The sequence below is a fragment of the Azospirillum brasilense genome, from assembly GCF_003349955.1.
GTDB classification, from domain to species: Bacteria; Pseudomonadota; Alphaproteobacteria; order Azospirillales; family Azospirillaceae; genus Azospirillum; species Azospirillum brasilense_B.
In genome coordinates, this window is the sequence record NZ_QLKQ01000037.1 from 47,311 (window position 1) to 68,808 (window position 21,498).

Annotated in this window: 21 protein-coding genes; 11 read left to right on the forward strand and 10 right to left on the reverse strand. The window is 70.6% G+C overall.

Features of this window, described 5'->3' with window-relative positions; genetic code table 11:
• Positions 1-10: 10 nt before the first annotated feature.
• From DXK32_RS17165 to DXK32_RS17175, 3 genes are all read right to left on the reverse strand, one after another.
• Entirely contained in the window at positions 11-622 is a 612-nt protein-coding gene (locus DXK32_RS17165; RefSeq protein WP_114859634.1) for a response regulator transcription factor, read from the reverse strand.
• Positions 612-2,453, reverse strand: coding sequence for a sensor histidine kinase (locus DXK32_RS17170; RefSeq protein ID WP_114859635.1), 1,842 nt, complete (start codon positions 2,451-2,453; stop codon positions 612-614). Before DXK32_RS17170 ends, DXK32_RS17165 begins: the two co-directional genes overlap by 11 nt.
• Positions 2,454-2,557: 104 nt before the next feature.
• Positions 2,558-2,761, reverse strand: a complete 204-nt coding sequence (locus DXK32_RS17175; protein WP_114859636.1) for a YgaP family membrane protein — start codon at positions 2,759-2,761, stop codon at positions 2,558-2,560.
• A 112-nt stretch (positions 2,762-2,873) separates the two neighbouring features.
• Here DXK32_RS17175 and DXK32_RS17180 point away from each other — a divergent pair, with 112 nt between their 5' ends.
• The 3 genes from DXK32_RS17180 to DXK32_RS17190 are packed head-to-tail and all read left to right on the forward strand — an operon-like array spanning position 2,874 to position 7,574.
• Positions 2,874-3,926: an efflux RND transporter periplasmic adaptor subunit gene (locus DXK32_RS17180; protein ID WP_114859637.1), complete on the forward strand. Its 1,053-nt coding sequence runs from the start codon at positions 2,874-2,876 to the stop codon at positions 3,924-3,926.
• A 10-nt stretch (positions 3,927-3,936) separates the two neighbouring features.
• Complete coding sequence (locus DXK32_RS17185) at positions 3,937-7,191, forward strand: efflux RND transporter permease subunit (RefSeq protein WP_114859638.1); 3,255 nt, start codon at positions 3,937-3,939, stop codon at positions 7,189-7,191.
• A gap of 8 nt (positions 7,192-7,199) precedes the next feature.
• Positions 7,200-7,574: a rhodanese-like domain-containing protein gene (locus tag DXK32_RS17190; protein WP_247877207.1), complete on the forward strand. Its 375-nt coding sequence runs from the start codon at positions 7,200-7,202 to the stop codon at positions 7,572-7,574.
• A 10-nt stretch (positions 7,575-7,584) separates the two neighbouring features.
• On the opposite strand, the gene DXK32_RS17195 is transcribed toward DXK32_RS17190, so the two are convergent.
• Positions 7,585-7,968 (reverse strand): ArsR/SmtB family transcription factor, encoded by a 384-nt coding sequence (locus tag DXK32_RS17195; protein WP_205215747.1) that lies wholly within the window; start codon positions 7,966-7,968, stop codon positions 7,585-7,587.
• 91 nt (positions 7,969-8,059) lie between these two features.
• Positions 8,060-9,490 carry a diguanylate cyclase gene (locus DXK32_RS17200; RefSeq protein ID WP_247877208.1) on the reverse strand — a complete coding sequence of 477 codons (1,431 nt, stop codon included), beginning with the start codon at positions 9,488-9,490 and terminating at the stop codon, positions 8,060-8,062.
• A gap of 237 nt (positions 9,491-9,727) precedes the next feature.
• On the opposite strand from DXK32_RS17200, the gene DXK32_RS17205 reads away from it, so the two are divergent.
• From DXK32_RS17205 to DXK32_RS17220, 4 genes are all read left to right on the forward strand, one after another.
• On the forward strand, positions 9,728-10,246 hold the full coding sequence (locus tag DXK32_RS17205) for a sigma-70 family RNA polymerase sigma factor (RefSeq protein ID WP_051658564.1): 519 nt from the start codon (positions 9,728-9,730) through the stop codon (positions 10,244-10,246).
• Between the two features lie 3 nt (positions 10,247-10,249).
• Positions 10,250-11,068 (forward strand): anti-sigma factor family protein, encoded by an 819-nt coding sequence (locus DXK32_RS17210; protein WP_114859640.1) that lies wholly within the window; start codon positions 10,250-10,252, stop codon positions 11,066-11,068.
• Between the two features lie 59 nt (positions 11,069-11,127).
• Positions 11,128-11,463, forward strand: a complete 336-nt coding sequence (locus tag DXK32_RS17215) for a hypothetical protein (RefSeq protein ID WP_114859641.1) — start codon at positions 11,128-11,130, stop codon at positions 11,461-11,463.
• A gap of 139 nt (positions 11,464-11,602) precedes the next feature.
• Complete coding sequence (locus DXK32_RS17220) at positions 11,603-12,034, forward strand: hypothetical protein (RefSeq protein ID WP_114859642.1); 432 nt, start codon at positions 11,603-11,605, stop codon at positions 12,032-12,034.
• Positions 12,035-12,048: 14 nt separating this feature from the next.
• Here the strand turns inward: DXK32_RS17220 and DXK32_RS17225 are convergent, their stop codons facing one another.
• Positions 12,049-12,357, reverse strand: coding sequence for a hypothetical protein (locus DXK32_RS17225; RefSeq protein ID WP_114859643.1), 309 nt, complete (start codon positions 12,355-12,357; stop codon positions 12,049-12,051).
• A 217-nt stretch (positions 12,358-12,574) separates the two neighbouring features.
• On the opposite strand from DXK32_RS17225, the gene DXK32_RS17230 reads away from it, so the two are divergent.
• Complete coding sequence (locus DXK32_RS17230) at positions 12,575-13,282, forward strand: extensin-like domain-containing protein (RefSeq protein WP_114859644.1); 708 nt, start codon at positions 12,575-12,577, stop codon at positions 13,280-13,282.
• Between the two features lie 16 nt (positions 13,283-13,298).
• On the opposite strand, the gene DXK32_RS17235 is transcribed toward DXK32_RS17230, so the two are convergent.
• Positions 13,299-14,339 (reverse strand): MBL fold metallo-hydrolase, encoded by a 1,041-nt coding sequence (locus DXK32_RS17235; protein WP_114859645.1) that lies wholly within the window; start codon positions 14,337-14,339, stop codon positions 13,299-13,301.
• 212 nt (positions 14,340-14,551) lie between these two features.
• Between DXK32_RS17235 and DXK32_RS17240 the strand changes: the two genes are divergently transcribed.
• Positions 14,552-14,740 (forward strand): hypothetical protein, encoded by a 189-nt coding sequence (locus tag DXK32_RS17240; RefSeq protein ID WP_114859646.1) that lies wholly within the window; start codon positions 14,552-14,554, stop codon positions 14,738-14,740.
• Between the two features lie 47 nt (positions 14,741-14,787).
• Here the strand turns inward: DXK32_RS17240 and putA are convergent, their stop codons facing one another.
• Both putA and proC read right to left on the reverse strand, forming a co-directional pair.
• A complete protein-coding gene (gene putA, locus DXK32_RS17245) occupies positions 14,788-18,516 on the reverse strand; it encodes a trifunctional transcriptional regulator/proline dehydrogenase/L-glutamate gamma-semialdehyde dehydrogenase (protein ID WP_432612350.1) in 3,729 nt (1,242 codons plus the stop codon).
• Between the two features lie 68 nt (positions 18,517-18,584).
• A complete protein-coding gene (gene proC / locus DXK32_RS17250; protein WP_348981598.1) occupies positions 18,585-19,436 on the reverse strand; it encodes a pyrroline-5-carboxylate reductase in 852 nt (283 codons plus the stop codon).
• Positions 19,437-19,604: 168 nt separating this feature from the next.
• Between proC and DXK32_RS17255 the strand changes: the two genes are divergently transcribed.
• Positions 19,605-20,066 carry an Lrp/AsnC ligand binding domain-containing protein gene (locus DXK32_RS17255; RefSeq protein WP_114859647.1) on the forward strand — a complete coding sequence of 154 codons (462 nt, stop codon included), beginning with the start codon at positions 19,605-19,607 and terminating at the stop codon, positions 20,064-20,066.
• Positions 20,067-20,089: 23 nt separating this feature from the next.
• On the opposite strand, the gene DXK32_RS32715 is transcribed toward DXK32_RS17255, so the two are convergent.
• Positions 20,090-20,236 carry a hypothetical protein gene (locus DXK32_RS32715; protein ID WP_205215748.1) on the reverse strand — a complete coding sequence of 49 codons (147 nt, stop codon included), beginning with the start codon at positions 20,234-20,236 and terminating at the stop codon, positions 20,090-20,092.
• A gap of 430 nt (positions 20,237-20,666) precedes the next feature.
• Here DXK32_RS32715 and DXK32_RS17260 point away from each other — a divergent pair.
• The coding region (locus DXK32_RS17260) for a carbohydrate-binding domain-containing protein (protein ID WP_282184594.1) at positions 20,667-21,498 on the forward strand (832 nt) is incomplete at its 3' end.

Consider the following 21,498-nt stretch of genomic DNA (forward strand, 5'->3'; position numbering starts at 1 on the left):
GGACTGAGCGCTACTCCGCTTCCAGAAGCAGCCGGGTCAGGTCGGAGACGGAAGAGACCTCCAGCTTCTCCATGACGTTGTGGCGGTGCACCTCGACCGTCTTCAGGCTGAGGTTGATCTCCGCCGCGATGACCTTGTTCGGCTTGCCCTGCACCACCAGATCGGCGACCTGCCGCTCCCGCGGGGTCAGGCGGGCCAGCAGGGCTCGGACCTGGGCCTTGCGCGCCTGCGCCTCCCACGCCCGGCGGGATTTCTCCAGCGCCTCGTGCACCCGGTCGAGGAGAAGCTGGTCGTTGAAGGGCTTCTCGATGACATCCACCGCCCCGGCGCGGAAGGCGCGGGCGGCCATCGGCACGTCGCCGTGCCCGGTGATGACCACGACGGCCAGGACGGAGCCGGCGCGGGCCAGCGTGTCCTGCAACTCCAGCCCGCTCATCCCCGGCATCCGCACGTCGGTGACGAGGCAGCCGGGCCGGTCGGAGCGGACGGCGCGCAGGAACTCCTCGCCGGAGCCGAAGGACTCCACCGCCACGCCCAGCGAGCCGATCAGCCAGCCCAGCGAGTGGCGCATCGCCGGATCGTCGTCCACCACGTAGACGGTGCGGGCCGCGTCAGCCTGCATCGACCTTCTCCTCCGCTGCGGGCAGAACGAGGCGCACGATGGTGCCTCCGCCCGGATTGTCCGTGGCCCAGAGATGGCCGCCATGGCTTTCCACGATGGTCCGGCAGATCGACAGCCCCAGACCCATGCCGCCCGGCTTGGTGGTGAAGAAGGGGTCGAACAGGCGCGCCCGCGCGTCCTCCGACAGGCCGTGCCCGCGGTCGGCCACGGCGATCTCCACCCGCCCTTCCGCGTCCAGGCCGGTGCGCACGGTGACGCCCCTGCCCTCCCCCGCCCCATCACCCATGGCGTCCAGCGCGTTCTTGACGAGGTTCAGGACGACCTGCTCGATCTGCACCCGGTCGGCCAGGACCGGCGGCAGGCCGGGGGCCAGTTCGCGGGTGACCGGGATGTTGCCGCTGCGCGCCCGCCCCTCGCAGAGCTGCAGCGCCGCCTCCACCGCGCCGTTGACGTCGGCCGGCTCCAGCTGGACGGCGCGCTTGCGCACGAAGTCGCGGATACGGGCGATGATCTGCCCGGCGCGGTCGGCCTGGGCGGCGATGGCGCGGGAGGCCTCGGCGAATTCGGCGGCGCTGCCCACCCCGGCCTCCAGCCGACGCGTGCAGCCGCGCGCGTAGTTGGCGATGGCGCCCAGCGGCTGGTTCAGTTCGTGCGCGATGTTGCTGGCCATCTCGCCGAGGATGGAGAGGCGGGCGACATGGTCCATCTCCTTCTGCCGTTCCCGCGCGGTGTCCTCGGCGCGGCGGCGCTCGGCCATCTCGCGGCGCAGCTCGCGGTTGGCGGCGCGCAGTTCCGCCGTGCGCACCTTGATGAGATGCTCCACCCGCAGCGAATGAACCGCCCACCACAGCAGGGCGAGCGCCGCCAGCGCCAGCCAGTGCCAGTGTTCGCGCGCGAGGTCGAGCAGGGTGACGTCGCGCAGATGCTCGTAGGGGCCGATGCGCAGGCTGCGGAACAGGCCGTGGACCGGCTGGTAGTCCATCGGCACCGTCCAGCCCTCGTAGCCGCCGGCCAGCGCCGCCGGATGGCCCTCCGGCATCTCGAACAGCGCGACCACCACCGCCTTTGCCAGTTCCTCCGGCGTGTTGGCCAGCCGGGCGAGCGGCCAGTCGGGATAGAGGCCGGTGGACAGGGCGCAGCCGAACCCCGGCTCCGTCCGGGCGCCGACGACCTGGAACCCCGCGCGGTCGAGGTGGCCCTCCTCGGCCAGTTCCTCCAGCACGCAGGCGCGCAGCACGCCGGCGTCCACCGCGCCGTCGCGGACGGCGAAGGCGACGCGGTCGACCGGGAAGCCGGAGAAGCGCAGCTCCTTCAAGTCGGCGTAGGGATCGACCCCGGCCGCCAGCATCGCCCCCCAGGCGACCTGGAAGCCGCCGAAGGCGTCGGGGTCCACCGCCATCACGGATTTGCCCTTGAGGTCGGCGAGGCTGCGGATGTCGTCGCGCCCGGCCCGGACGATCAGCGCCGATCCCACCGCCGCCCCCGACGCGCCGGAGCGGGAGGAATGGAGCGTGGCGATGCGGGTGACGCCGTGGCGGGCCTCCAGCTCCACGTAATTGCCGGTGTTGGTCAGCACGAAATCGACGCTGCCGGAGGCCACGGCCGCGTCCATCCCCGGCAGGTCGAGCGGCACCATCTCCGCCCCACGCTGCGGAAAGCGCTCCGCCAGATAGCGGACGGTCGGTTCCCAGACGGCGTTGGCGTGGTCGCCGCCACGGTAGGCCAGCACGCCGACGCGGATCGGCGGCTCCGCCGCCCGGACGGGAAGCCCGGCGGAGAGCATCCCCAGCAGCGCCAGCATCAGGCAAACCGGGCGGATGGTGAACCGCATGGCATCCTTCGGACGGGTGAAGACGCGGGGGAACCGCGGGAACGGCCCCCGACGCGCCGCATACACCCTTACGCCGCCGCTTTCAATCCGGGTGGTCGCATCGCTCAGGGAAAGGCGGCGCCGGGGCGCAGGCCGATCCGCTTCAGCACGATCGCCAGCGGACAAAAGCCGGTGAAGGCCGCCTGGAGCAGGTTGGCCCCGACGAAGGCGGTCAGCCACAGCCAGTTCGGGCCGTGAAGCTGGGACAGGACGAGGCTCAGCAGGATCATGGTTCCGGCGAACGCCATGACGATGCGTTCGATGCTCATGGTGCGGTCTCCTCCGTGCCGGTTGGCAGGGTCATTTCATTCGTTGACACTAATTTAGTAATATCTAAATTATGGAGTCAAGACCCGCAGCTCCCGTCCGAACTGGCCCACCATGCCCCGCTCGCTCCCTCCACACACGACAGCCCGCAAGGCGCTGCTCGCCGTCGCCCTGCTGGCGGCCCTCCTGCCCCTGTCCGCGACGGCGGGTGAACCCGGCACACTGACCGTCCAGCCGCGCCCGGTGGAGGACCTGAAGGCTGTCTTCGCCACGGTGGAAAGCGTGCGCGAGACGCTGGCCCGCGCCCGCATCGGCGGCACGGTGGCCGACCTGACGGTGACGGAGGGTGACAAGCTGGCCGTCGGGCAGGTCATCGCCACCGTGCGCGACCCCAAGCTGCCACTCCAGCTCGCGGCCCTCGACGCGCGCATCCGGGCGCTGACGGCGCAGCAGCATCAGGCGGAGCTGGAGCTGGGCCGCGCCCGCCAGCTTCGCGCCAGCGGCACCGGCACGCAGCAGCGGCTGGACGACGCCCAGGCGGCGCTGGACGTCGCCCGCGCCCAGATCGCCGCCATGGAGGCCGAGCGCTCCGTCGTCGCCCAACAGGCGCGGGAGGGGGAGGTGCTGGCCCCCGCCGCCGGGCGCGTCCTTCAGGTCAAGGTGATCGCCGGCGCCGTGGTCATGCCGGGCGAGCCGGTCGCCAGCATCGCCACCGACACCTACATCCTGCGGCTCCGCCTGCCGGAGCGGCACGCCCGCTTCCTGAAGGAGGGCGACCCGGTGCTGGTCGGCCAGCGCGGGCTGGCCCCGGTGGCCGTCGCCGATCCCGGTGCCACGGCGCTGGCGCGCGGCGCCGTCCGGCAGGTCTATCCCGAGATGGCCGGCGGTCAGGTGGTCGCCGACGCCACCGTCAGCGGTCTCGGCGACTTCTTCGTCGGTGAGCGGGTGCGGGTCTACGTCGCCACTGGGACGCGCGACGCGGTGGTGATCCCGCCGGACTGGCTGCTGCGCCGCTTCGGCACCGATTTCGTCCGGCTGGCCGACGGAACGGAGGTCCCGGTCCAGGCGGGCGGCGACATTCCCGCGCTGGACGGCCAGCCCGGCGGGCTGGAGATCCTGTCCGGCCTGAAGCCCGGCGACGTGATCGTCCGCCCGGCGGGCTCGTGAGGGGGGCGTCATGAAGCTCGGCCTTTCCGGGGTGCTGACGCGGACCTTCATCCGCTCCCCCCTGACCCCGCTGCTGCTGCTCGCCTCGCTGGCGGTCGGCGCCATCGCCCTGATGTCGCTGCCGCGCGAGGAGGAGCCGCAGATCAGCGTCCCCATGGTGGACATTCTCGTCCAGGCCGACGGGCTGAAGGCCGGCGACGCGGTGGAGCTGGTCACCCGGCCGCTGGAGGAGATCGTCAAGGGCATCGACGCGGTCGAGCACACCTACAGCCAGACCATGGACGACCGCGTGGTGGTCACCGCGCGCTTCCTCGTCGGCACCCCGTCCGACGACGCCATCCTGCGCGTGCACGAGAAGGTGCGGGCCAGCCTGGACCGCATCCCGCTGGGCATCCCGGAGCCGCTGATCGTCGGGCGCGGCATCAACGACGTCCCCATTCTGACGCTCACCCTGTCGCCCCGGGCGGAGGCCGCCGGGCGCTGGACCGTCAACGCCCTGCACGGCGTAGCCGACGACCTGCTGGGCCAACTCACCCAGATCGAGGATGTGGGGCGCAGCGTCATCGTCGGCGGAAGCCCCGACCAGATCCGCGTGGAGCCCGATCCGGAGCGGCTGGCGCTCTACGGCGTCACGCTGAACCAGCTCGTCGACAAGGTGAAGAACGCCAACCGCTCCTTCCTCGCGGGGTCGCTGCGCAGCGCCGGCGGCAGCCTGCCGGTGGTCGCCGGCCGGACGCTCCAGGGGACGGCGGACATCGGGCTGCTTCTCGTCACCACCCGCGATGGGCGGCCCGTCTATGTGAAGGACGTGGCCGACGTGGTGGCGGGAGCGCGCCCCGACGAGAGCAGCGCCTGGCATCTGGTCCCGGACGGCACGGGCGGGCTGATCCAAAATCCTGCCGTCACCATCGCCATCGCCAAGCGCGCCGGGGCCAACGCCGTCACCATCGCCGACCGCGTGCTGGAGCGCGTCCAGGCCATCCGGGCCGACGGGCTGCCCCGGGACCTGACGCTGACCGTCACCCGCAACTACGGCGAGACGGCCAACGAGAAGGTGAACGAGCTGCTGTTCCATCTGGCGCTCGCCACCGTCACCATCGTCGGTCTGATCGTGCTCGCCATCGGCTGGCGCGAAGGGCTGGTGACCCTGGTCGTCATCCCGACGACGATCCTGCTGACCCTGTTCGCCTCCTGGCTGATGGGCTACACCATCAACCGGGTCAGCCTGTTCGCCCTGATCTTCTCCATCGGCATCCTGGTCGACGACGCCATCGTGGTGGTGGAAAACATCGACCGCCACTGGTCGATGCGCGACGGGCGGAGCAAGGTCCAGGCCGCCATAGAGGCGGTGGCCGAGGTCGGCAACCCGACCATCGTCGCCACCCTGACGGTCATCGCCGCGCTTCTGCCGATGATGTTCGTCTCCGGCCTGATGGGCCCCTACATGAGCCCGATCCCGGCCAACGCCTCCGCCGCCATGGTCTTCAGCTTCTTCGTCGCCATGGTGCTGACGCCCTGGCTGATGGTGACGCTGCGCCCGGGGGAAATGCCGGCGCACGGGAGCGGGCACGGCGAGGAGGGCGGCGGGCGGCTGGGGCGCCTCTATCGCGCCGTCGCCCGCCCTCTGGTGCGCAGCAAGCGCCGCGCCTGGATCTTCCTGCTGGCGGTCGGGGTGGCGACGCTCGCCTCGACGGGGCTGTTCTACAGCAAGGACGTGGCGGTGAAGCTGCTGCCCTTCGACAACAAGTCGGAGCTTCAGGTAGTGCTCGACCTGCCGCGCGGCGCGGCGCCGGAGGACACCGAGCGCGCCTTGTTCGCCGCCGCCCGCGCCATCGCCGACCTGCCGGAGCTGGCCAGCGTCCAGGCCTATGCCAGGACCGCGTCCCCCTTCAATTTCAACGGTCTGGTCCGGCACTACTATCTGCGCGACCAGCCCGAGCAGGGCGACCTCCAGGTCAACCTCGCCCCCAAGGGCGAGCGGAGCCGCAGCAGTCACGCGGTCGCGCTCGACATCCGGGCGCGGCTCTCCGCCCTGCCCCTGCCCGCCGGGACCGTGCTGAAGGTGGTCGAGGTGCCGCCCGGCCCGCCGGTGCTGTCCACCCTGCTCATGGAGGTCTACGGCCCCGACGCCGAGACCCGGCGCAAGGCGGCGCTTGCGGTCGAGGACGCCTTCCGCGGCGTGGACTTCATCGTCGACGTGGAGAACAGCGTCCGCCCGGCCGGCGACCGGCTGCGTTTCGCGCTGGACCGCGAAAGCCTGGAGTTCCACGGGGTGGAGGAGCAGGCCGTCTACGACACGCTGCGCGCGCTGACCGGGGGCGTTCCGGTCGGCTACTCGCACCGCGGGGCGGGGCGCACGCCCATCGAGATCGCCGTGCAAATGCCGCGCTCCGGCCTGTTCCTGTCCGAGCGCCTGCTCGCCACCCCGGTTCCGGGGGCGCGCGGCACGGTGGAGCTGGGCGATCTGGTGACGATGGCCCGCGAGCCGGCCTCCCACACGCTGTTCCGCCACAACGGCCGCTTCGCGGAGATGGTCATGGCCGATCTGGCCGGCCGGTTCGAGGCGCCGGTCTACGGCATGCTGGCGGTGCAGGAGCGGCTGAAGGCCATCGACTGGGCCGCCGCCGGACTGGCCGCCGCGCCGGAAATCCGGCTGCACGGCCAGCCCGACGACCAGAACCGACCGGTGCTGCTGTGGGACGGCGAGTGGGAGATCACCTACGTCACCTTCCGCGACATGGGGGCGGCCTTCGGCGTGGCGATCCTCGGCATCTATCTGCTGGTCGTCGCCCAGTTCGGCAGCTTCAAGCTGCCGCTGGTCATCCTCGTGCCGGTGCCGCTGACACTGATCGGCATCGTGCTGGGCCACTGGCTGTTCGGGGCGCCCTTCACCGCCACCTCGATGATCGGCTTCATCGCGCTGGCCGGGATCATCGTGCGCAACTCCATCCTGCTGGTGGACTTCATCCGCCACCTGCGCGACCGCGGAACGCCGCTGCGCGAGGCGGTTCTGGAGGCCGGGGAGATCCGCTTCAAGCCGATCCTGCTGACCGCCGTCGCCGCGATGATCGGCGCCGCCTTCATCCTGACCGACCCGATCTTCCAGGGGCTGGCGATCTCGCTGCTGTTCGGGCTGTTCAGCTCGACCCTTCTGACGGTGCTGGTGATCCCGGCGATCTACATCGTCCTGCGCGGGGAGGAGGCGTCCGCCGCTCCCCCGCCGCCCGCCGCCGTCCGCCGCCGCCGTGAACTCCTCGACGTTTAGGGATGACCATGCTCAAGACCCTTCTGTCCCATCTCGGCTTCAACCGGAGCGCCAACCCCATGAGCGACCAGATCAAGACCGTCGACGCCGCCACCGTCATGGGCTGGCTGAAGGACGGCTCGGCGGTGATCGTCGATGTCCGCGAACCGCACGAGCACCGCGCCGGCCACATCCCCGGCGCCACGCTGGTGCCGCTGTCGCAATTCGACCCGGCCCGCGTGCCCGACGCGACCGGCAAGCACCTCGTCTTCCATTGCCAGAGCGGGCGGCGCTGCGGTCCGGCCTCGGCCAGGATGGCGGCCGGCGGCTACAGCGGCGACATCCACCGGCTGAGCGGCGGCATGGCCGCCTGGGTGGCCGCGTCCGGCCCGGTCGAGCGCTGAAGGGAGTGTTTCAGCGGCTGGGGTCCGCGTCGGCCACGCAACGCGCGCCGACGCAGAACTGCCGGTACAGCTCCAGCAGGATCGGGCGCACCCGGTCCGACCCGATGCGGTAGTGGATCGAGGTGCCGTCCCGCCGGGTGGCGACCAGCCCCTCGTCCCGCAGCCTGGCGAGATGCTGGGACAGGTTCGACTGCGACAGGCCGAGCCGCCGCGCGAGGTCGCCCACCGGCATCTCCCCGTCCAGCAGGCTGCACAGGATCATCAGCCGGTGGCGGCTGGCGATGGACCGCAGGAAAGCCTCCGCCTCCGCGGCCCGCTCTTCCAGTTCGGCGGGGTCGAGCGGCGGCTCGATGGATGACTCGGGAAAAGGCTCGGTGAAGGAATTGGAAGGCATGGGCCGCGTCCGCCCGATTAAATAACATTTCTCTAATTTAACGGGCGTACCCTGGCGATCAAGCGGATTGTGGCCTATACGCCGGAGGATCTCAGGCCGCCGGAGGCCCGGCGGTCACCCCCTCGACAAGGCTCAGGGACGCGCCGCCATCGCCGCAGGCGCGGTCCCGCCCGCCGTGCTTCGCCCGGTACAGCGCCGCGTCGGCCCGCTGCAACAGGCTGTCCAGGCTTTCCCCGTCCCGCAACTCCGCCACGCCGGCGCTGACCGTGTGCCGGCCGCCGGTCTTGAAATCATGGGACCTCACCGCGCCGCAGACGCGTTCCGCCAGAAGATGCGCCTGCCGGCCGTCGGTTTCCGGACAGAGGATCAGGAACTCCTCGCCACCCCAGCGGCCCACCGCATCGATCTGGCGGGTGTTCTCCCTCAACAGCCCGGCGAAGGAAACCAGGACCCGGTCCCCCACCAAATGGCCGAGCTTGTCGTTGATCGTCTTGAAGTGGTCGAGGTCGAGCAGGATGATCGCGAAGGTCCGGCCATGGCGCGCGGCGCGGCCGATCTCCGTCATCATCAGATCGTCCAGGGCGGCGCGGTTGCGCAATCCGGTCAGCCGGTCGGTCTGCGACATGCGGCGGAGCTGGACGTTCGTCTTGTGGAGCTTGATCGCCCAGGCGAGATTGGACAGCAGGACTACCAGGAAGCCGATGCTCAGGTTGCGGACCAGTTCGTAGTCCATGGCGGTCTGCACGTTGATCGACACATGCCGGTTGGCGATCTGGCTTCGCTCCTGCGGGGTGATGGTGGCGATCGCCGCGTTCAGCCGGTCGCGCAGATCCGCCCGCTCCTTGCGGACACCGATCCGCAACGTGTTCTCGTAGCCGGGGATCTGGCCGGAGACCTTCAGGTTGAACCACCCCTCCTTCTTGATGGTGTAAACGGCGACCGTCAGCGAACGGATGGTCAGGTCGGCCTCGCGGTTCGACACCATCGCGAAGGCCTCGGCCTCGCTACCGGTGGTGACGACGCGGAGGCCGGGAAAGTCCCGGCGCACACGCTCCTCGATGGCGGTTCCGCTGGGAAGCGCGATGACCTTGTCGGACTCGCCGGCGAGATCGGGGATGAAGGGGTGGTCCTCGCGGGTGATGATGACGTTGGGATCGACGAACAGCGGCTCGGTGAAGACCAGCCATTCCTCGCGCTTGGGCGTCTGGTTCAGGAAGCTGAGCAGGTCGCAAAGCCCCTCCTGCGACGCCGCCAGACTGCCGTCCCAATCCCGGGTCGGGTGCAGCGCCATGGGCAGGCCCGCGCGGGTCGAGGCCAGTTTCAGCAGATCGGCCCCGATCCCCTCATGCATGCCGTTCCGGTTGATGACCTCGAAGGGCGGCCAGTCCGGATCGACGCAGAAGCGCACCTCGGCGGCGGCGGCGGCGCCCTGGGCGGGCGCCCCGGTGAACGGCAGGGGAAGCAGGGCGGCGGCCGCCAGCGACGCGGCGACCCGGAGAGCGCGCGTCGCGGCACGGATCAAGGCACCCGGTCCCACATGAACCCTCCTGGCGACAACCCTGCTGGCAATCCGGCCGCGGCTCCATGGCGGGACGGCATCCGCGTCGTCCGCCGTGGCGGTTATACCCCATTCGGCGCGGCGCCTCCATGCCGCCCGGCACCGCCGGCGCGGCGATTTCGTCCGCCCCGGGATTAAAAGACCCTCCCGAAACGAAAACGGAGCAGGAATTCGGGAACATCCAGTCCACGGGGTGGAGACGTGACGTTCAGCCTGCGCGACCAACTGTCGAATCAACTGCGCTCCCTGCGCCGCTACGCCCTCGCGCTGGCGCGCAACCGCGACGACGCGGAGGATCTCGTGCAGGAGACGCTGGTGCGCGCCATTTCCGGCTCCCGGACCTTCCGCCCGAACGGCGACCTGCGGTCCTGGCTGTTCGGCATTTTGCACAACGTCCACGTCAACGGGGTGCGGCGGGAGCAGGTGCGGGCGCGCGGCGCCTCGGCCATCGAGGCGATGACCTACGGGCAGATGCCCCCCAACCAGCCCGACCATGTCGAGTTGATGCGGACCATCGAGGCCTTCTCCACCCTTCCCGACGAGCAGCGGCGCGTCCTCACCCTCGTCGCCGTCGAGGGGATGAGCTACCAGGAGGCCGCCCGCCAGCTGGACATCCCGCTCGGCACGCTGATGTCGCGGCTGGCCCGCGGGCGGGAAGCGCTACGCGTGGAGATGGGGCACCGGGATCGTGCCCAGCCCGCCCTGCGGGCGGTGAGGTGAGCCATGGGTGGTGATCCCATCAGCCTCAACCAGGACGCCGACCTGCATCTCTACATGGACGGCGAAATGGAGCCGGCGCGCCGCGCCGCCTTCGAAGCGCAGCTCGCTTCCAACCCGGCCCTGGCCGCCAAGCTGGACGAGTACCGCCACCAGCAGGACATGCTGAGGCTTGGGCTGGACATGATGGCCGCCGTTTCGGTGAAGGAGACCGAAACGCTGGCCGGACGCCTGCGCTGGCGTCTGGACATGGACCGCTTCTCCCGGCGGGTCGCCCCGCTGGCCGCCGCCATGCTGCTGGTCATGGGGGGATGGAGCCTGACCGTGTGGGTGCAGTCGGGCGCGGGCACCGGGCCGCAGCTGGCCGGCGAGGTCGATGACGTTCCCGCCTTCGCGGACGAGGCGGCGGAGGCGCACTCCAAGGCCATCGCGCTCAACACGCTGCAGCCGTCCCCGCCCCAGGTGGAGGCCGCGCCGGTCCCGATGCAGACCGCCCAGGTGCCGCTGCCGGAAGGCCACGTCATGACGGTGACGCTTCCCGCCATCGGTCCGGAACTGACGCTGATCCGGGCCAGCATCGTGCCGTGGAACCATGGCACCGCTCTGCAGTTTCTCTACAGGGAGCCGGATGGCGAATTGCTGACCCTGTTCGTCGCGTCCGGTGGCCCGGCGCAGGACGGGACGCTGCACACCGTGGTGCAGGACAGCCTGCGGCTCGTCTATTGGCGGGCCGGGCTGGTCGCCTACACCGTCACCGGCAACAAGGCCGACGGCGATCTGCTGACCGTCGCCAAGAAGATGGCGGACAGCATCCGCCGATCCTGACACAGCACCGCCCGGCCCTCCTGTCGGGCGGAGCCCCACCAAGCCTGTGGAGCCCAGCCATGAGCCTGTACACCGATCCGGACGAGCGGAACGGCCATCCGCTGGACATGGTCGAAACCTTCGTCGCCCGCGAGCATTGGGAGCCGATCCTGCGGCAGGCCGCCTTCAACGGCATGGTGCTGGGCGCGGTCACCCTGTTGCTGGGGCTGGACGCGCTGCCCGGCCTCGCGATCATCCACATCATCACCTTCGCGTCTGGCATGGCCCAGGGCTTCCTGGCGCTGCGCCTGGAGGAGAGTGGGCAGGACGAGGCCGCCGTCGCCGTGGGGCGCCGCTCCATGGCCGCCTTCACGCTGGCCTCGATCACGCTGCTGCTGATGCCCTTCGCGGCCTGATCCGCGCAGAAGTCACGCGCGGAACCGGCCGTTCCGTGTCATGGTCCCCGTCCCGCCGGGGACCTTCCCCCGGATGGGGATTCAAAGCCAGGGAATGGGACAACCAATGCGGGGCAGGCAGACACGCTCCGGGGGCCGGATGCAGATCCGTGCGCCCTATCTCGACCCGGTGCGTGTGGGGGAGACCTCGGGAAACCTGCGCTGCCGCTGCTGCGGGCGGCCCGATGGGGTCGTCGTGCGCTGCCTTCCCGACGGGCGCTGGTACGACGGGGCGGACGAGACGTGGCGCGACGGGCGCGGGCGCCGCGTCCCCTGGCCGGAGGCCGCCGAATACGCCGCCACCACCGACATCCTGGTCAGCGTCGAGGCGCTGCGCATCACCCGCTCGACGGTCGAGCGGGTCCGCCTGCTGTGCAACCGCTGCCGCCGGCTGGAGGGCGGCGTCCATGGCCGCGCCCGCGCCCGGATCAGCATCCTGCTGCGCCGGGCCATCGGCGACCTGTTCCTCGGCCGCTACGACGACCCGGCCGTCCTCACGGCGCTGGTCGCCCTCTACCGCAAGGACGGCTGAGCGACGATCGCGCCTCAGCCGGCGATGTCCTCGGCCATCCCGCCGTCGAGCCGTGCCGCCAGTTCCCGCCGCGCGAGCAAATCCGGCGCCACCGACGCGGCGGGCGCCACGGTGGGGAGGCGGCCATAGGCGCCGATGCCGAAGGTCCCGGCGTCGCCGACGATCCATTCCTCGGCGGGCGGGGACGGTGGCGGAGGCGTTTCGATCTTCCGGAACAGCGCGGCGGCGGAAGCCAGCGCGGAGGAAGCGGTGAGCGGGATCGTGGAATTCGCGCGTTCGGTCCGGCCCTGCATGGCCAGGACTTCATCATGTGCATCGGACATCGGACTCTCCCTCACCGCGTGACGAAGGGCAACGCTGAAACTGTGGCATGGAAGTCACGCTCCGTCCAATTGCACGAACGGATGAACCGCCGCTTGGACAACAGTCCGCCCCCTCCGCCGGTTCATAAGCAATTAGGGGGAATGTGATCCGGGGGAGCCACGCGGGCGTTCCCGCTGTTCAGCCGACGGTGCCGCAACGGGGAGTTCGGGGAGACGCATGGGACGGTTCTTGCGCTGGACGTCGGCCCTGCTGCTTCTGGCCGCCATAAGCGGGGCGGCGCTGGTAGAAACCGGCGCGGTGACGGTTCCGCCACGCTACGATCCCTGGGCGCCGCTGGACATCGCGGAGGCGCCGAACCTGCTGACCCGCCTCAAGCTGTCCCGGCTGGACGGCGCCCCCCGGCAGTGCCACGCCGTTCTGGGCGGCGCGGGCCTGCGCTTCAGTCCGGTGACGGACCGGCAGACCGGTCCGGGCTGCGGCCTGACCGACGCGGTGCAGGTCAGCCGTTCGGCGGTGGCCTTCAACAGCGGCTTCACCGTCACCTGCCCGCTCGCCGCCGCCTGGATGCTGTTCGAGACGCACACGCTCCAGCCCGCGGCGCAGCGGCATTTCGGCCAGCGGGTGACGCGGGTGCGGCATCTGGGAAGCTACGCCTGCCGCAACGTCTACGGCCGGGCGGAGGGGCGCCGCAGCGAGCACGCCACCGCCAACGCCCTCGACATCGCCGGCTTCACGCTGGCCGACGGCACCGCCATCGCCCTGCCCGGCGACTGGAGTCCGGCAGACGGGCGTAAAGGCGCCTTTCTGCGCGAGGTGCGCGATGGCGCCTGCGACGTTTTCCGCGCGGTGCTGGGCCCCGACTACAACGAGGCCCACCGCGACCACTTCCACCTCGACATGGGCCCATACCGCGTCTGCCGGTAAGGTGGCTCCGGCAACGTCAGGCGCTGTGGTAGGCCAGCACCCCGTCGGCGCGCGTCTCGGCGCGCAGTTCGCCGCGCCCGACCATGTGGTTGACGTGGGCCAGCGCCTCGCCGAAGGCGAAGCTCAACTGGTGGGAATCCAGCGCGCGGCGGAACAGCACCGGCACCAGCTCCTTGCAACTGAGCGGCTTGGCGCGGCAGGCCTCGGCGATCTGGGCGCAGCGGTCGGCGTGGTGGGCCTCCAGCGAGCGGGTGCGGTGGTCCAGCCCGTAGAAGGGCAGCCGGTGACCGGACAGGACCAGCGAATCCGCCGCCACCTCTTCCCGGATCGCCGCCAGCGACGACAGGTAGAGCCCCAGCGGGTCGGCCTTGGGCTGCATCGCCGAGACGCTGACGTTGGGGGAGATGCGCGCGATGACCTGATCGGCGGCGAGGAACAGCCGGTCGGCGACGCAATAGAGCATCGCCTGCTCCGGCGAATGGCCGCCGCCGGTCAGGATGCGCCAGTCGCGCCCGCCCAGCCGCAGGGTCTGGCCGGGGATCATCCGCTCGAAGCTGGGCGCCAGCCCGGTCGTGCGGTTCAGGTAGCTGAGGCCGCGGCCGAGCATCTGCTGGATCTCGTCGGGCGACAGCCCGCCGGTCTGGTAGAAGGTCTCCTGCGCCTCCAACGCCTGGGGGTCGCGCCCTTGTTGCAGAAGCTTGGCGTAGTAATACTCGCTCTGGGTCATGTGCAGCGGCGGGGCGAAACGCTCGTGCAGCCAGCCGGCCAGACCGACATGGTCGGGGTGGAAGTGGCTGACCACCAGCCGGACGATCGGCTTGCCGCCCAGCGGGCCGCGCAGCAGCCGGTCCCAGCAGTCGCGGCTGACATCATCGCCAAGCCCGGTGTCGAACAGCGCCCAGCCGTCCCCCTCCTCGAAAAGGTAGAGGTTGACGTGGTCCAGCGCGTAGGGCAGCGGCAGGCGCAGCCACAGCACACCCGGCGCCACCTCCCGGACCGTTCCATTGTCCGGTGCTTCGGAAAACGGATGGCGGATGAGTTCGGCGTCGTCTTTCACCCTGATGATCCTCCTCGCGCTGCGGAGCCCCCGCTCCTCTTGGCTACCCTTTGGTTCGCGTCCGGTCAACTATCCGCAGATAGAACATTCCGGTCATTGACACACCCGGTGTCCCGTCCGATGGCCGCGGCACAGCGCGAGAATCGATGCCGGCGCGACGAACAGGCCGCGCGCCGGTTATCGGAAGGGCATTGTCACAGGAGAATACCCGGATGACCACCGCAACGTTCCGGATCATCCGCCACGCCGACGGATCGGTTTTCTTCGAAGACCGAACGATCACACTCGCGGAGGCGCAGATCATCATCAACGACGCCATCGCGCGTGGCGATCTGGAGGTCGGGTCCTTCCTGCGCATCGACGACGAAGAGCTGGTGATCGAACACGAGGTTGCGGGGTAGGCGGCGCGCCGCCCGCCCCGTCCCGTTCGAAGCCGTCAGCCCACAGGTCAGCTCATGGCGACGAGGCTGGCGTTGCCGCCGGCCGCCGCGGTGTTGACGCTGACCGACCGCTCGTTCAGCAGAAGGTCGAGGTCGTAGCCCTCGCCCCGCCCCGCCGCCAGCGCCTCGGCGGTCGCCGCCTGCACCAGCAGGATCGGGCCGGGCAGTTCGGCGACGCGCCGGTTGACGGCGGTCACGCGCTCCCGGTCGCCCTCCACCAGAACCGCGGCAAGCGGCCCGACGTCACGCCAATCCGCCGTGGTCCGCACCCGCGCGGCCAGCGCCGGGGGCAGGCCGCGCAGCAGCTCGGCCAACTCCGGCGGGGCGTCCACCGCGGCGCTGTTGCCCGTCGCCAGGACCGCGCCGAGCTGGAGCAGCAGGCCCGTCCGCGTCTGCGGCAGCAGCAGGACGCGGCCCCGCCCATGCAGCTCATAGAGGTTGCGCTCGCCCACCGGGCCGTTCAGCTCCGCGCCGCCGCCGATGGCGCTGCGCGCCGCATAGCCGGCGCAGCGCGACGCTTCCGCCGTGAAGCCCTTGGCGCGCAGCCACTCGCCGTAGGCCAGCCCCGCCGCGCGCGCCGCGTCCGGCCCGCGGAACTCCAGCCAGCCCTTGGGACGGCGGCTGAGCAGGCGGGAGAGGTAGAGCGGGCCGCCCGCCTTGGGGCCGGTGCCCGACAGGCCATGGCCGCCGAACGGCTGCACCCCGACCACGGCGCCGATGGTGTTGCGGTTGACGTAGACGTTGCCCGCGCCGATCCGCCCGGTCACCCGCTCGATGGTGGCGTCGATGCGGGTGTGCAGGCCGAAGGTCAGGCCGTAGCCGGTGGCGTTGATGGAGTCCACCAGGGCGTCGAGGTCGTCGCGGTGGAAGCGGACGACGTGCAGGACCGGACCGAAGACTTCCCGCTCAAGCTCATGGATGCCGGCGATCTCGATCACCGTCGGGGCGACGAACGTGCCGTCCGCCGTGTCGGCGGGCAGCGGCAGGAACTCCACGTTGCGGCCCTTGGCGCGCATCGCCTCGATGTGGGCGGCGATGGTGGCGCGGGCCTCCTCGCTGATGACCGGGCCGACATCGACCGCCAGCCGATCCGGGTTGCCGATGCGCAGCTCCCGCATGGCGCCCTTCAGCATGGCGAGCGTGCGGTCGGCCACGTCCTCCTGCAGGCAGAGGATGCGCAGGGCGGAGCAGCGCTGGCCGGCGCTGTCGAAGGCCGACGCGATCACGTCGCCCACCACCTGCTCGGCGAGCGCGGAGCTGTCCACGATCATGGCGTTCTGGCCGCCGGTCTCGGCGATCAGCGGGATCGGCGCGCCGTCGGGCAGCAGGCGCCCGGCGAGCTGGCGCTGGATCAGCCGCGCCACCTCGGTGGAGCCGGTGAACATCACGCCGCGCACCGCCTCGTGCCCGACCAGGGCGGCGCCGACCTCCCCCGCGCCGGGCAGAAGCTGGAGCGCCCCGGCGGGGATGCCCGCCGCGTGCAGGATGCGCACGGCCTCGGCGGCGATCAGCGGGGTTTCCTCGGCCGGCTTCGCCAGCACCGGGTTGCCGGCGGCCAGCGCCGCGGCGATCTGGCCGGAGAAGATGGCCAGCGGGAAGTTCCACGGGCTGATGCAGACCACCGGCCCCAGCGGGCGATGGGTGGCGTTGTCGAAGCGGTCGCGCGCCTGCGCCCCGTAATAGCGCAGGAAGTCGATGGCCTCCCGCACCTCGGCGATGGCGTTGGGCAGCGACTTGCCGGCCTCGCGGACGATCAGGCCGAGCAGGGTCGGCATCCGCTCCTGCATCGTGTCGGCGGCGCGGAACAGGCAGGCGGCGCGCTCCTCCGGCGGGGTGGCGGCCCAGGCCGAGGCCGCCGCGACGGCGTGGCCGAAGGCCTCCGCCACCAGGGCCTCGCTCGCCTCGGTCACCGAGCCGACCACGTCGCGGCGATCGGCCGGGTTGCGCACCGGCTGGGCCTGCCCCGCGCGCTCGCCATCGGCCAGCAGCGGTGCCGCGGTCCAGGTCATCGCGGCGCTGGCCGACAGGGCGGCGGACAGGCGGGCCAGCTCCGTCTCGTCGGACAGGTCGAGGCCGGCGGAGTTCGCCCGCTCCGGCGCGTAGAGGTTCCGCGGCAGCGCGATCAGCGCATGCGGCGCGCCCAGCGGGGCGATGGCCTTGGCGACCGCCACCGGGTCGGCGACCAGCTCGTCGACCGGGACCGCCGGATCGGCGATGCGGTTGACGAAGGAGCTGTTGGCCCCGTTCTCCAGCAGGCGGCGGACCAGATAGGCCAGCAGCGTCTCGTGCGTGCCGACCGGCGCGTAGATGCGGCAGGGCCGCTTCAGCGGGCCGACGACCTCCTTGTAGAGCGGCTCGCCCATGCCGTGCAGGCACTGGAACTCGTATTTGCCGACCTGGAAGTCGCTGCCGGCCATCTCATAAATGGTGGCGAGCGTCTGGGCGTTGTGGGTGGCGAACTGCGGGAACACCGCCTCCGGGGCGGCGAGCAGCTTGCGGGCGCAGGCGACGTAGGAGACGTCGGTGTAGACCTTGCGCGTGTAGACCGGGAAGTCGGGCAAGCCGTCCAACTGGGCGCGCTTGATCTCGCTGTCCCAATAGGCGCCCTTGACCAGACGGATCATCAGCCGGTGGCCGCTGCGCCGCGCCAGATCGACCAGGAAATCGATGACGTACGGGCAGCGCTTGCCATAGGCCTGGACGACGAAGCCGATGCCGTTCCAGCCCGCCAGATCCGGATCGAAGCACAGCGATTCCATCAGGTCGAGCGACAGCTCCAGCCGGTCGGCCTCCTCGGCGTCAATGTTCAGGCCGATGTCGTAGCCCTTGGCGAGCAGCGCCAGCGCCTTCACGCGCGGCAGCAGCTCGTCCATCACCCGGTCGGCCTGGGCGCGGGAATAGCGCGGGTGGATCGCCGACAGCTTGATGGAGATGCCCGGCCCCTCATAGACGCCGCGCCCCGCCGACGCCGTGCCGATGGCGTGTATGGCGTTCACGTAGTCGGCGTAGTAGCGCGCGGCGTCCTCCGCCGTCAGCGCCGCCTCGCCCAGCATGTCGTAGGAATAGCGGAAGCCCTCGGCCTCCATCGGACGGGCGTTGGTCAGCGCCTCCTGGATGGTTTGGCCGGTGACGAACTGCTCGCCCATCATGCGCATGGCGAAATCGACGCCGCGGCGGATCAGCGGCTCGCCGCCGCGCGCGATCAGGCGCGTCAGGGCGGAGGACAGCGCCGGCTCGCCGCCCGCCGAGGTCAGCTTGCCGGTGATCAGCAGGCCCCAGGTGGCGGCGTTGACGAACATCGAGCCGCCCTTGCCGAGATGGGCCTGCCAGTCGCCCCCGGCGATCTTGTCACGGATCAGCGCGTCGCGCGTGGCGTGGTCGGGGATGCGCAGCAGCGCCTCCGCCAAGCACATCAGCGCCATGCCTTCCTGGCTGGACAGGCTGTATTCGTGGATCAGCCCCTCCACGCCGCGGCCCCGCGGCTTGGCGCGCAGGGCGGTGATCAGCTTGCGGGCGGTGGCCGCCGCCGCGGTGACGATGCCCGGCGGCAGCGACGCCTGCTCGAACAGGAAGGGCAGGCAGTCCGGCTCGGGCCGGCGGTAGGCGGCGGTGATCGCGGCGCGCAGCTCGGTCGCCGGACGGATCGGCGGCGCGAAGTCCGCGAAGGGCGCCGCGCGGTCGGCGGCGGCGGACGACGTGGTGGTCCGGGTGGCGGTCGGGTTGGTCATGCTGTTCATCGGTGTCGTCCGCTCGAATCCGCAGGCCGGGGGCGAGCCGGTCCCTGATGGTGAATGGGGGATGTTTCTCAGGCTTTCGGGCCGGTTCCGCCCAGTTCGGCGGCGCGTTGGGCCGCCGCGCGCAGGGTCGCGTTCAACAGACTCTGGAGGTGGTCATCGGCCATCAGCTTGGAAAGGCCGGCCGCCGTGGTCCCGCCGGGGGAGGTGACGCCGGCGCGAAGCTCGGCCGCCGGCTGGCCGGTGGCGCCCATCAGCGCCCCCGCCCCCTCGACCGTGGCGCGGGCCAGCCGTTCCGACACGTCGGCGGGCAGCCCCACCTCCACCCCGGCGCGGGTCAAACACTCCACGAGATAGAAGACATAGGCGGGGCCGGAGCCGGACAGCGCCGTGGCGGCGTCGACCAGCGCCTCGTCGGCCAGCCACTCCAGGCTTCCCACCGCAGTCAGCAGGGACTCCGCGCGCGCCTTCCGATCGGCGGGGCAGCCCGCCTCGGCCACCGCGACGGTGGCGCCGCGCCCGACCGCCGCCGGAAGGTTCGGCATCGCCCGCACCACGTTGCCCGCCGCCGGGAACAGGCGGCGCAGGTCGGCCAGCGTCTTGCCCGCCATGATCGACAGCACCAGCGTGCGCGGCGCCAATGCCACCTGAACGCCCGCGGCGGCGCTCTCGACCATCTGCGGCTTGACCGCGACCACGAGGGTATCGACGGGGGCGCCATCCGCCGGATTCAAACGGACCCCGGTCCGCGCGGCGAGTTCGACCAGATCCGGCCCGGGGCTGGGGTCGGCGACCGAGATGGCGGAGGCCGGCACGCCCTGCGCCAGCCAGCCGCGCAGCATGGAGCCGCCCATGCGTCCGGCGCCCAGCAGCAGGATCGTGCCGGCGCCATCCGCGGCGTTGGAGCCAATATCGAAGGTCACGGTGTCTCTCACCCGATCCAATTCGTCTTTTCTAAGCCGCCGTGTTCGCTTTGTTTTGCTTGTTCCACTGCGGCATCCGCAGACTATCGCGGAGTTCGCCGTGTCTCCACGGTTGTTTTCGCCTCACATCCGCGATATCAACGGTCAAAGGCGGCATGGAGCGCGAAAATGACGGAGCTTGACCGGACCGACCGGCGCATCCTGGCGATTTTGCAGACGGACGGGCGGATTTCCGCCGTGGAACTGGCGGAGCGGGTCGGCCTGTCCGCCACCACCGCCGGCGAGCGGATGCGGCGGTTGCTGAAGGACGGCTATGTGACGGGGTTCACGGCGCGGCTCGATCCGCACCGGCTGGGTTTCGGGCTGATGGTGTTCGTCGAGGTGCTGCTCGACAAGACGACGCCCGACGTGTTCGACCGCTTCGCTCAGGCCATCCGCCACGCGCCGGAGGTCCTGGAGTGCCATATGGTGGCCGGCGGGTTCGACTATCTGGTGAAGACGCGGGTGGCCGACATGGCGGCCTACCGGCGGTTCCTCGGGGATGTGCTGCTGTCGCTGCCCGGCGTCCGGGAGACGCGCACCTACGCGGTGATGGAGGAGGTCAAGAACGACGGCCCCCTCCCCCTCTGACTCACTTCATATAAGGGATCCGGTCAGGACACCCGCACGGGAGCCACCGGGCGGCGCGCCGGAAGCATGACCCGCACCGTGGCGTGCAGCGTGGCCATGCCCAGCACCGACAACGCCGTCAGGAAGCCGGTCAGCAGAAGCGCCAGCACCAGAAAGACCATCGTCTCCATGTCACCTCTCCTTGCAATGCACGCAGGGAGGCTACGCCCGGACCGGCTCCGGCGGATTGACCCGGGTCAATGGATGGTCTGATTCCGGAGACGCCCTCCCTTTTGTCCGCCGCCGCGCCATCCTTGGCTGCGCACCGCCCCGTTCAGTCCCGCTGCCGCAACAGGCGACAGGAGCGCTTTTCCCACAGGTTGCAGCGCCGGACCGGCGCGCCACCAGTGCGGATAGGTCTCACTGTGATCCAAATATCACGCATTTGAGATTTATTATCCTAAAATCGTCCCATTTAAGGCCACAGCGAAGCCGCTAGTCTTAAGGGGTAAGCCAAATGGCTAGAGCGCTAACCGAAAGGAAGGGGACGCACCGACCGCGTGCCGGCCCCGCTGACCACCCAACGCGGTGGCGTCCCCACAAGCATAGAGAGTGCAGACCATGGACGATCTGGGTATCGACCTTCACCATCAGGATCTGACCGACCACACCAACTACGCCGGCGATCTCGGCGCCGACACGGCGCATCTGACCATCAGCGAGACCTCCGTGTCCACCGCCGATGGCTTCGCGACGCCGGCCTCCCTCCTCCAGGCGCAGGCCCTGCAGACCGCGCAGCCGCTGGCCCTGGCCGACGCCGTCGCGACCGCCGACCACGCCACGAAGATCGTCATCAACGCGGCCGGCCATCTGGCGGGCGGTGTGGCCCCGCACTTCAAGGTGATGGTGGACGGCAAGGTCATCGGCGAAGGCTCCGCCGGCACCGACGCCAAGGACTTCACCTTCAACGCCAACGTCACGGCGGATCAGGCCCACAAGATCCAGATCCAGTACGACAACGATGCCACGGTGAACGGCCAGGACCGCAACCTGATCGTCAACAAGATCACCATCAACGGGCACGCGCTCGACGCGACCGACCCGTCGGTGACCTACGACAAGGGCGCGCTGGACGGCAAGGACGTGGTCAAGGGCCAGTCCGGCATGTGGTGGAACGGCACGCTGGTCGTCGCCGCACCCAAGGACTTCTTCCCCGCGGCGACCGCCGAGGCGGTGACCGGCGCCACGAAGATCGTCGTCAACGCCGCCGGCAACCTGGCGGGCGGTGTGGCCCCGCACTTCAAGGTGATGGTGGACGGCAAGGTCATCGGCGAAGGCTCCGCCGGCACCGCCGCCAAGGACTACACCTTCACCGCCGACATCGCCCCCGGTCAGGCCCACAAGGTCCAGATCCAGTACGACAACGACGCCACGGTGAACGGCCAGGACCGCA

What these genes read in the sequence shown, in the direction of transcription:
- DXK32_RS17165 (WP_114859634.1), bottom strand. Translation starts at nt 622, where the DNA reads ATGCAGGCTGACGCGGCCCGCACCGTCTACGTGGTGGACGACGATCCG.
- DXK32_RS17170 (WP_114859635.1), bottom strand. Translation starts at nt 2,453, where the DNA reads ATGCGGTTCACCATCCGCCCGGTTTGCCTGATGCTGGCGCTGCTGGGG.
- DXK32_RS17175 (WP_114859636.1), bottom strand. Translation starts at nt 2,761, where the DNA reads ATGAGCATCGAACGCATCGTCATGGCGTTCGCCGGAACCATGATCCTG.
- DXK32_RS17180 (WP_114859637.1), top strand. Translation starts at nt 2,874, where the DNA reads ATGCCCCGCTCGCTCCCTCCACACACGACAGCCCGCAAGGCGCTGCTC.
- DXK32_RS17185 (WP_114859638.1), top strand. Translation starts at nt 3,937, where the DNA reads ATGAAGCTCGGCCTTTCCGGGGTGCTGACGCGGACCTTCATCCGCTCC.
- DXK32_RS17190 (WP_247877207.1), top strand. Translation starts at nt 7,200, where the DNA reads ATGCTCAAGACCCTTCTGTCCCATCTCGGCTTCAACCGGAGCGCCAAC.
- DXK32_RS17195 (WP_205215747.1), bottom strand. Translation starts at nt 7,968, where the DNA reads ATGCCTTCCAATTCCTTCACCGAGCCTTTTCCCGAGTCATCCATCGAG.
- DXK32_RS17210 (WP_114859640.1), top strand. Translation starts at nt 10,250, where the DNA reads ATGGGTGGTGATCCCATCAGCCTCAACCAGGACGCCGACCTGCATCTC.
- DXK32_RS17215 (WP_114859641.1), top strand. Translation starts at nt 11,128, where the DNA reads ATGAGCCTGTACACCGATCCGGACGAGCGGAACGGCCATCCGCTGGAC.
- DXK32_RS17220 (WP_114859642.1), top strand. Translation starts at nt 11,603, where the DNA reads ATGCAGATCCGTGCGCCCTATCTCGACCCGGTGCGTGTGGGGGAGACC.
- DXK32_RS17225 (WP_114859643.1), bottom strand. Translation starts at nt 12,357, where the DNA reads ATGTCCGATGCACATGATGAAGTCCTGGCCATGCAGGGCCGGACCGAA.
- DXK32_RS17230 (WP_114859644.1), top strand. Translation starts at nt 12,575, where the DNA reads ATGGGACGGTTCTTGCGCTGGACGTCGGCCCTGCTGCTTCTGGCCGCC.
- DXK32_RS17240 (WP_114859646.1), top strand. Translation starts at nt 14,552, where the DNA reads ATGACCACCGCAACGTTCCGGATCATCCGCCACGCCGACGGATCGGTT.
- putA (WP_432612350.1), bottom strand. Translation starts at nt 18,516, where the DNA reads ATGAACAGCATGACCAACCCGACCGCCACCCGGACCACCACGTCGTCC.
- DXK32_RS17255 (WP_114859647.1), top strand. Translation starts at nt 19,605, where the DNA reads ATGACGGAGCTTGACCGGACCGACCGGCGCATCCTGGCGATTTTGCAG.
- DXK32_RS32715 (WP_205215748.1), bottom strand. Translation starts at nt 20,236, where the DNA reads ATGGAGACGATGGTCTTTCTGGTGCTGGCGCTTCTGCTGACCGGCTTC.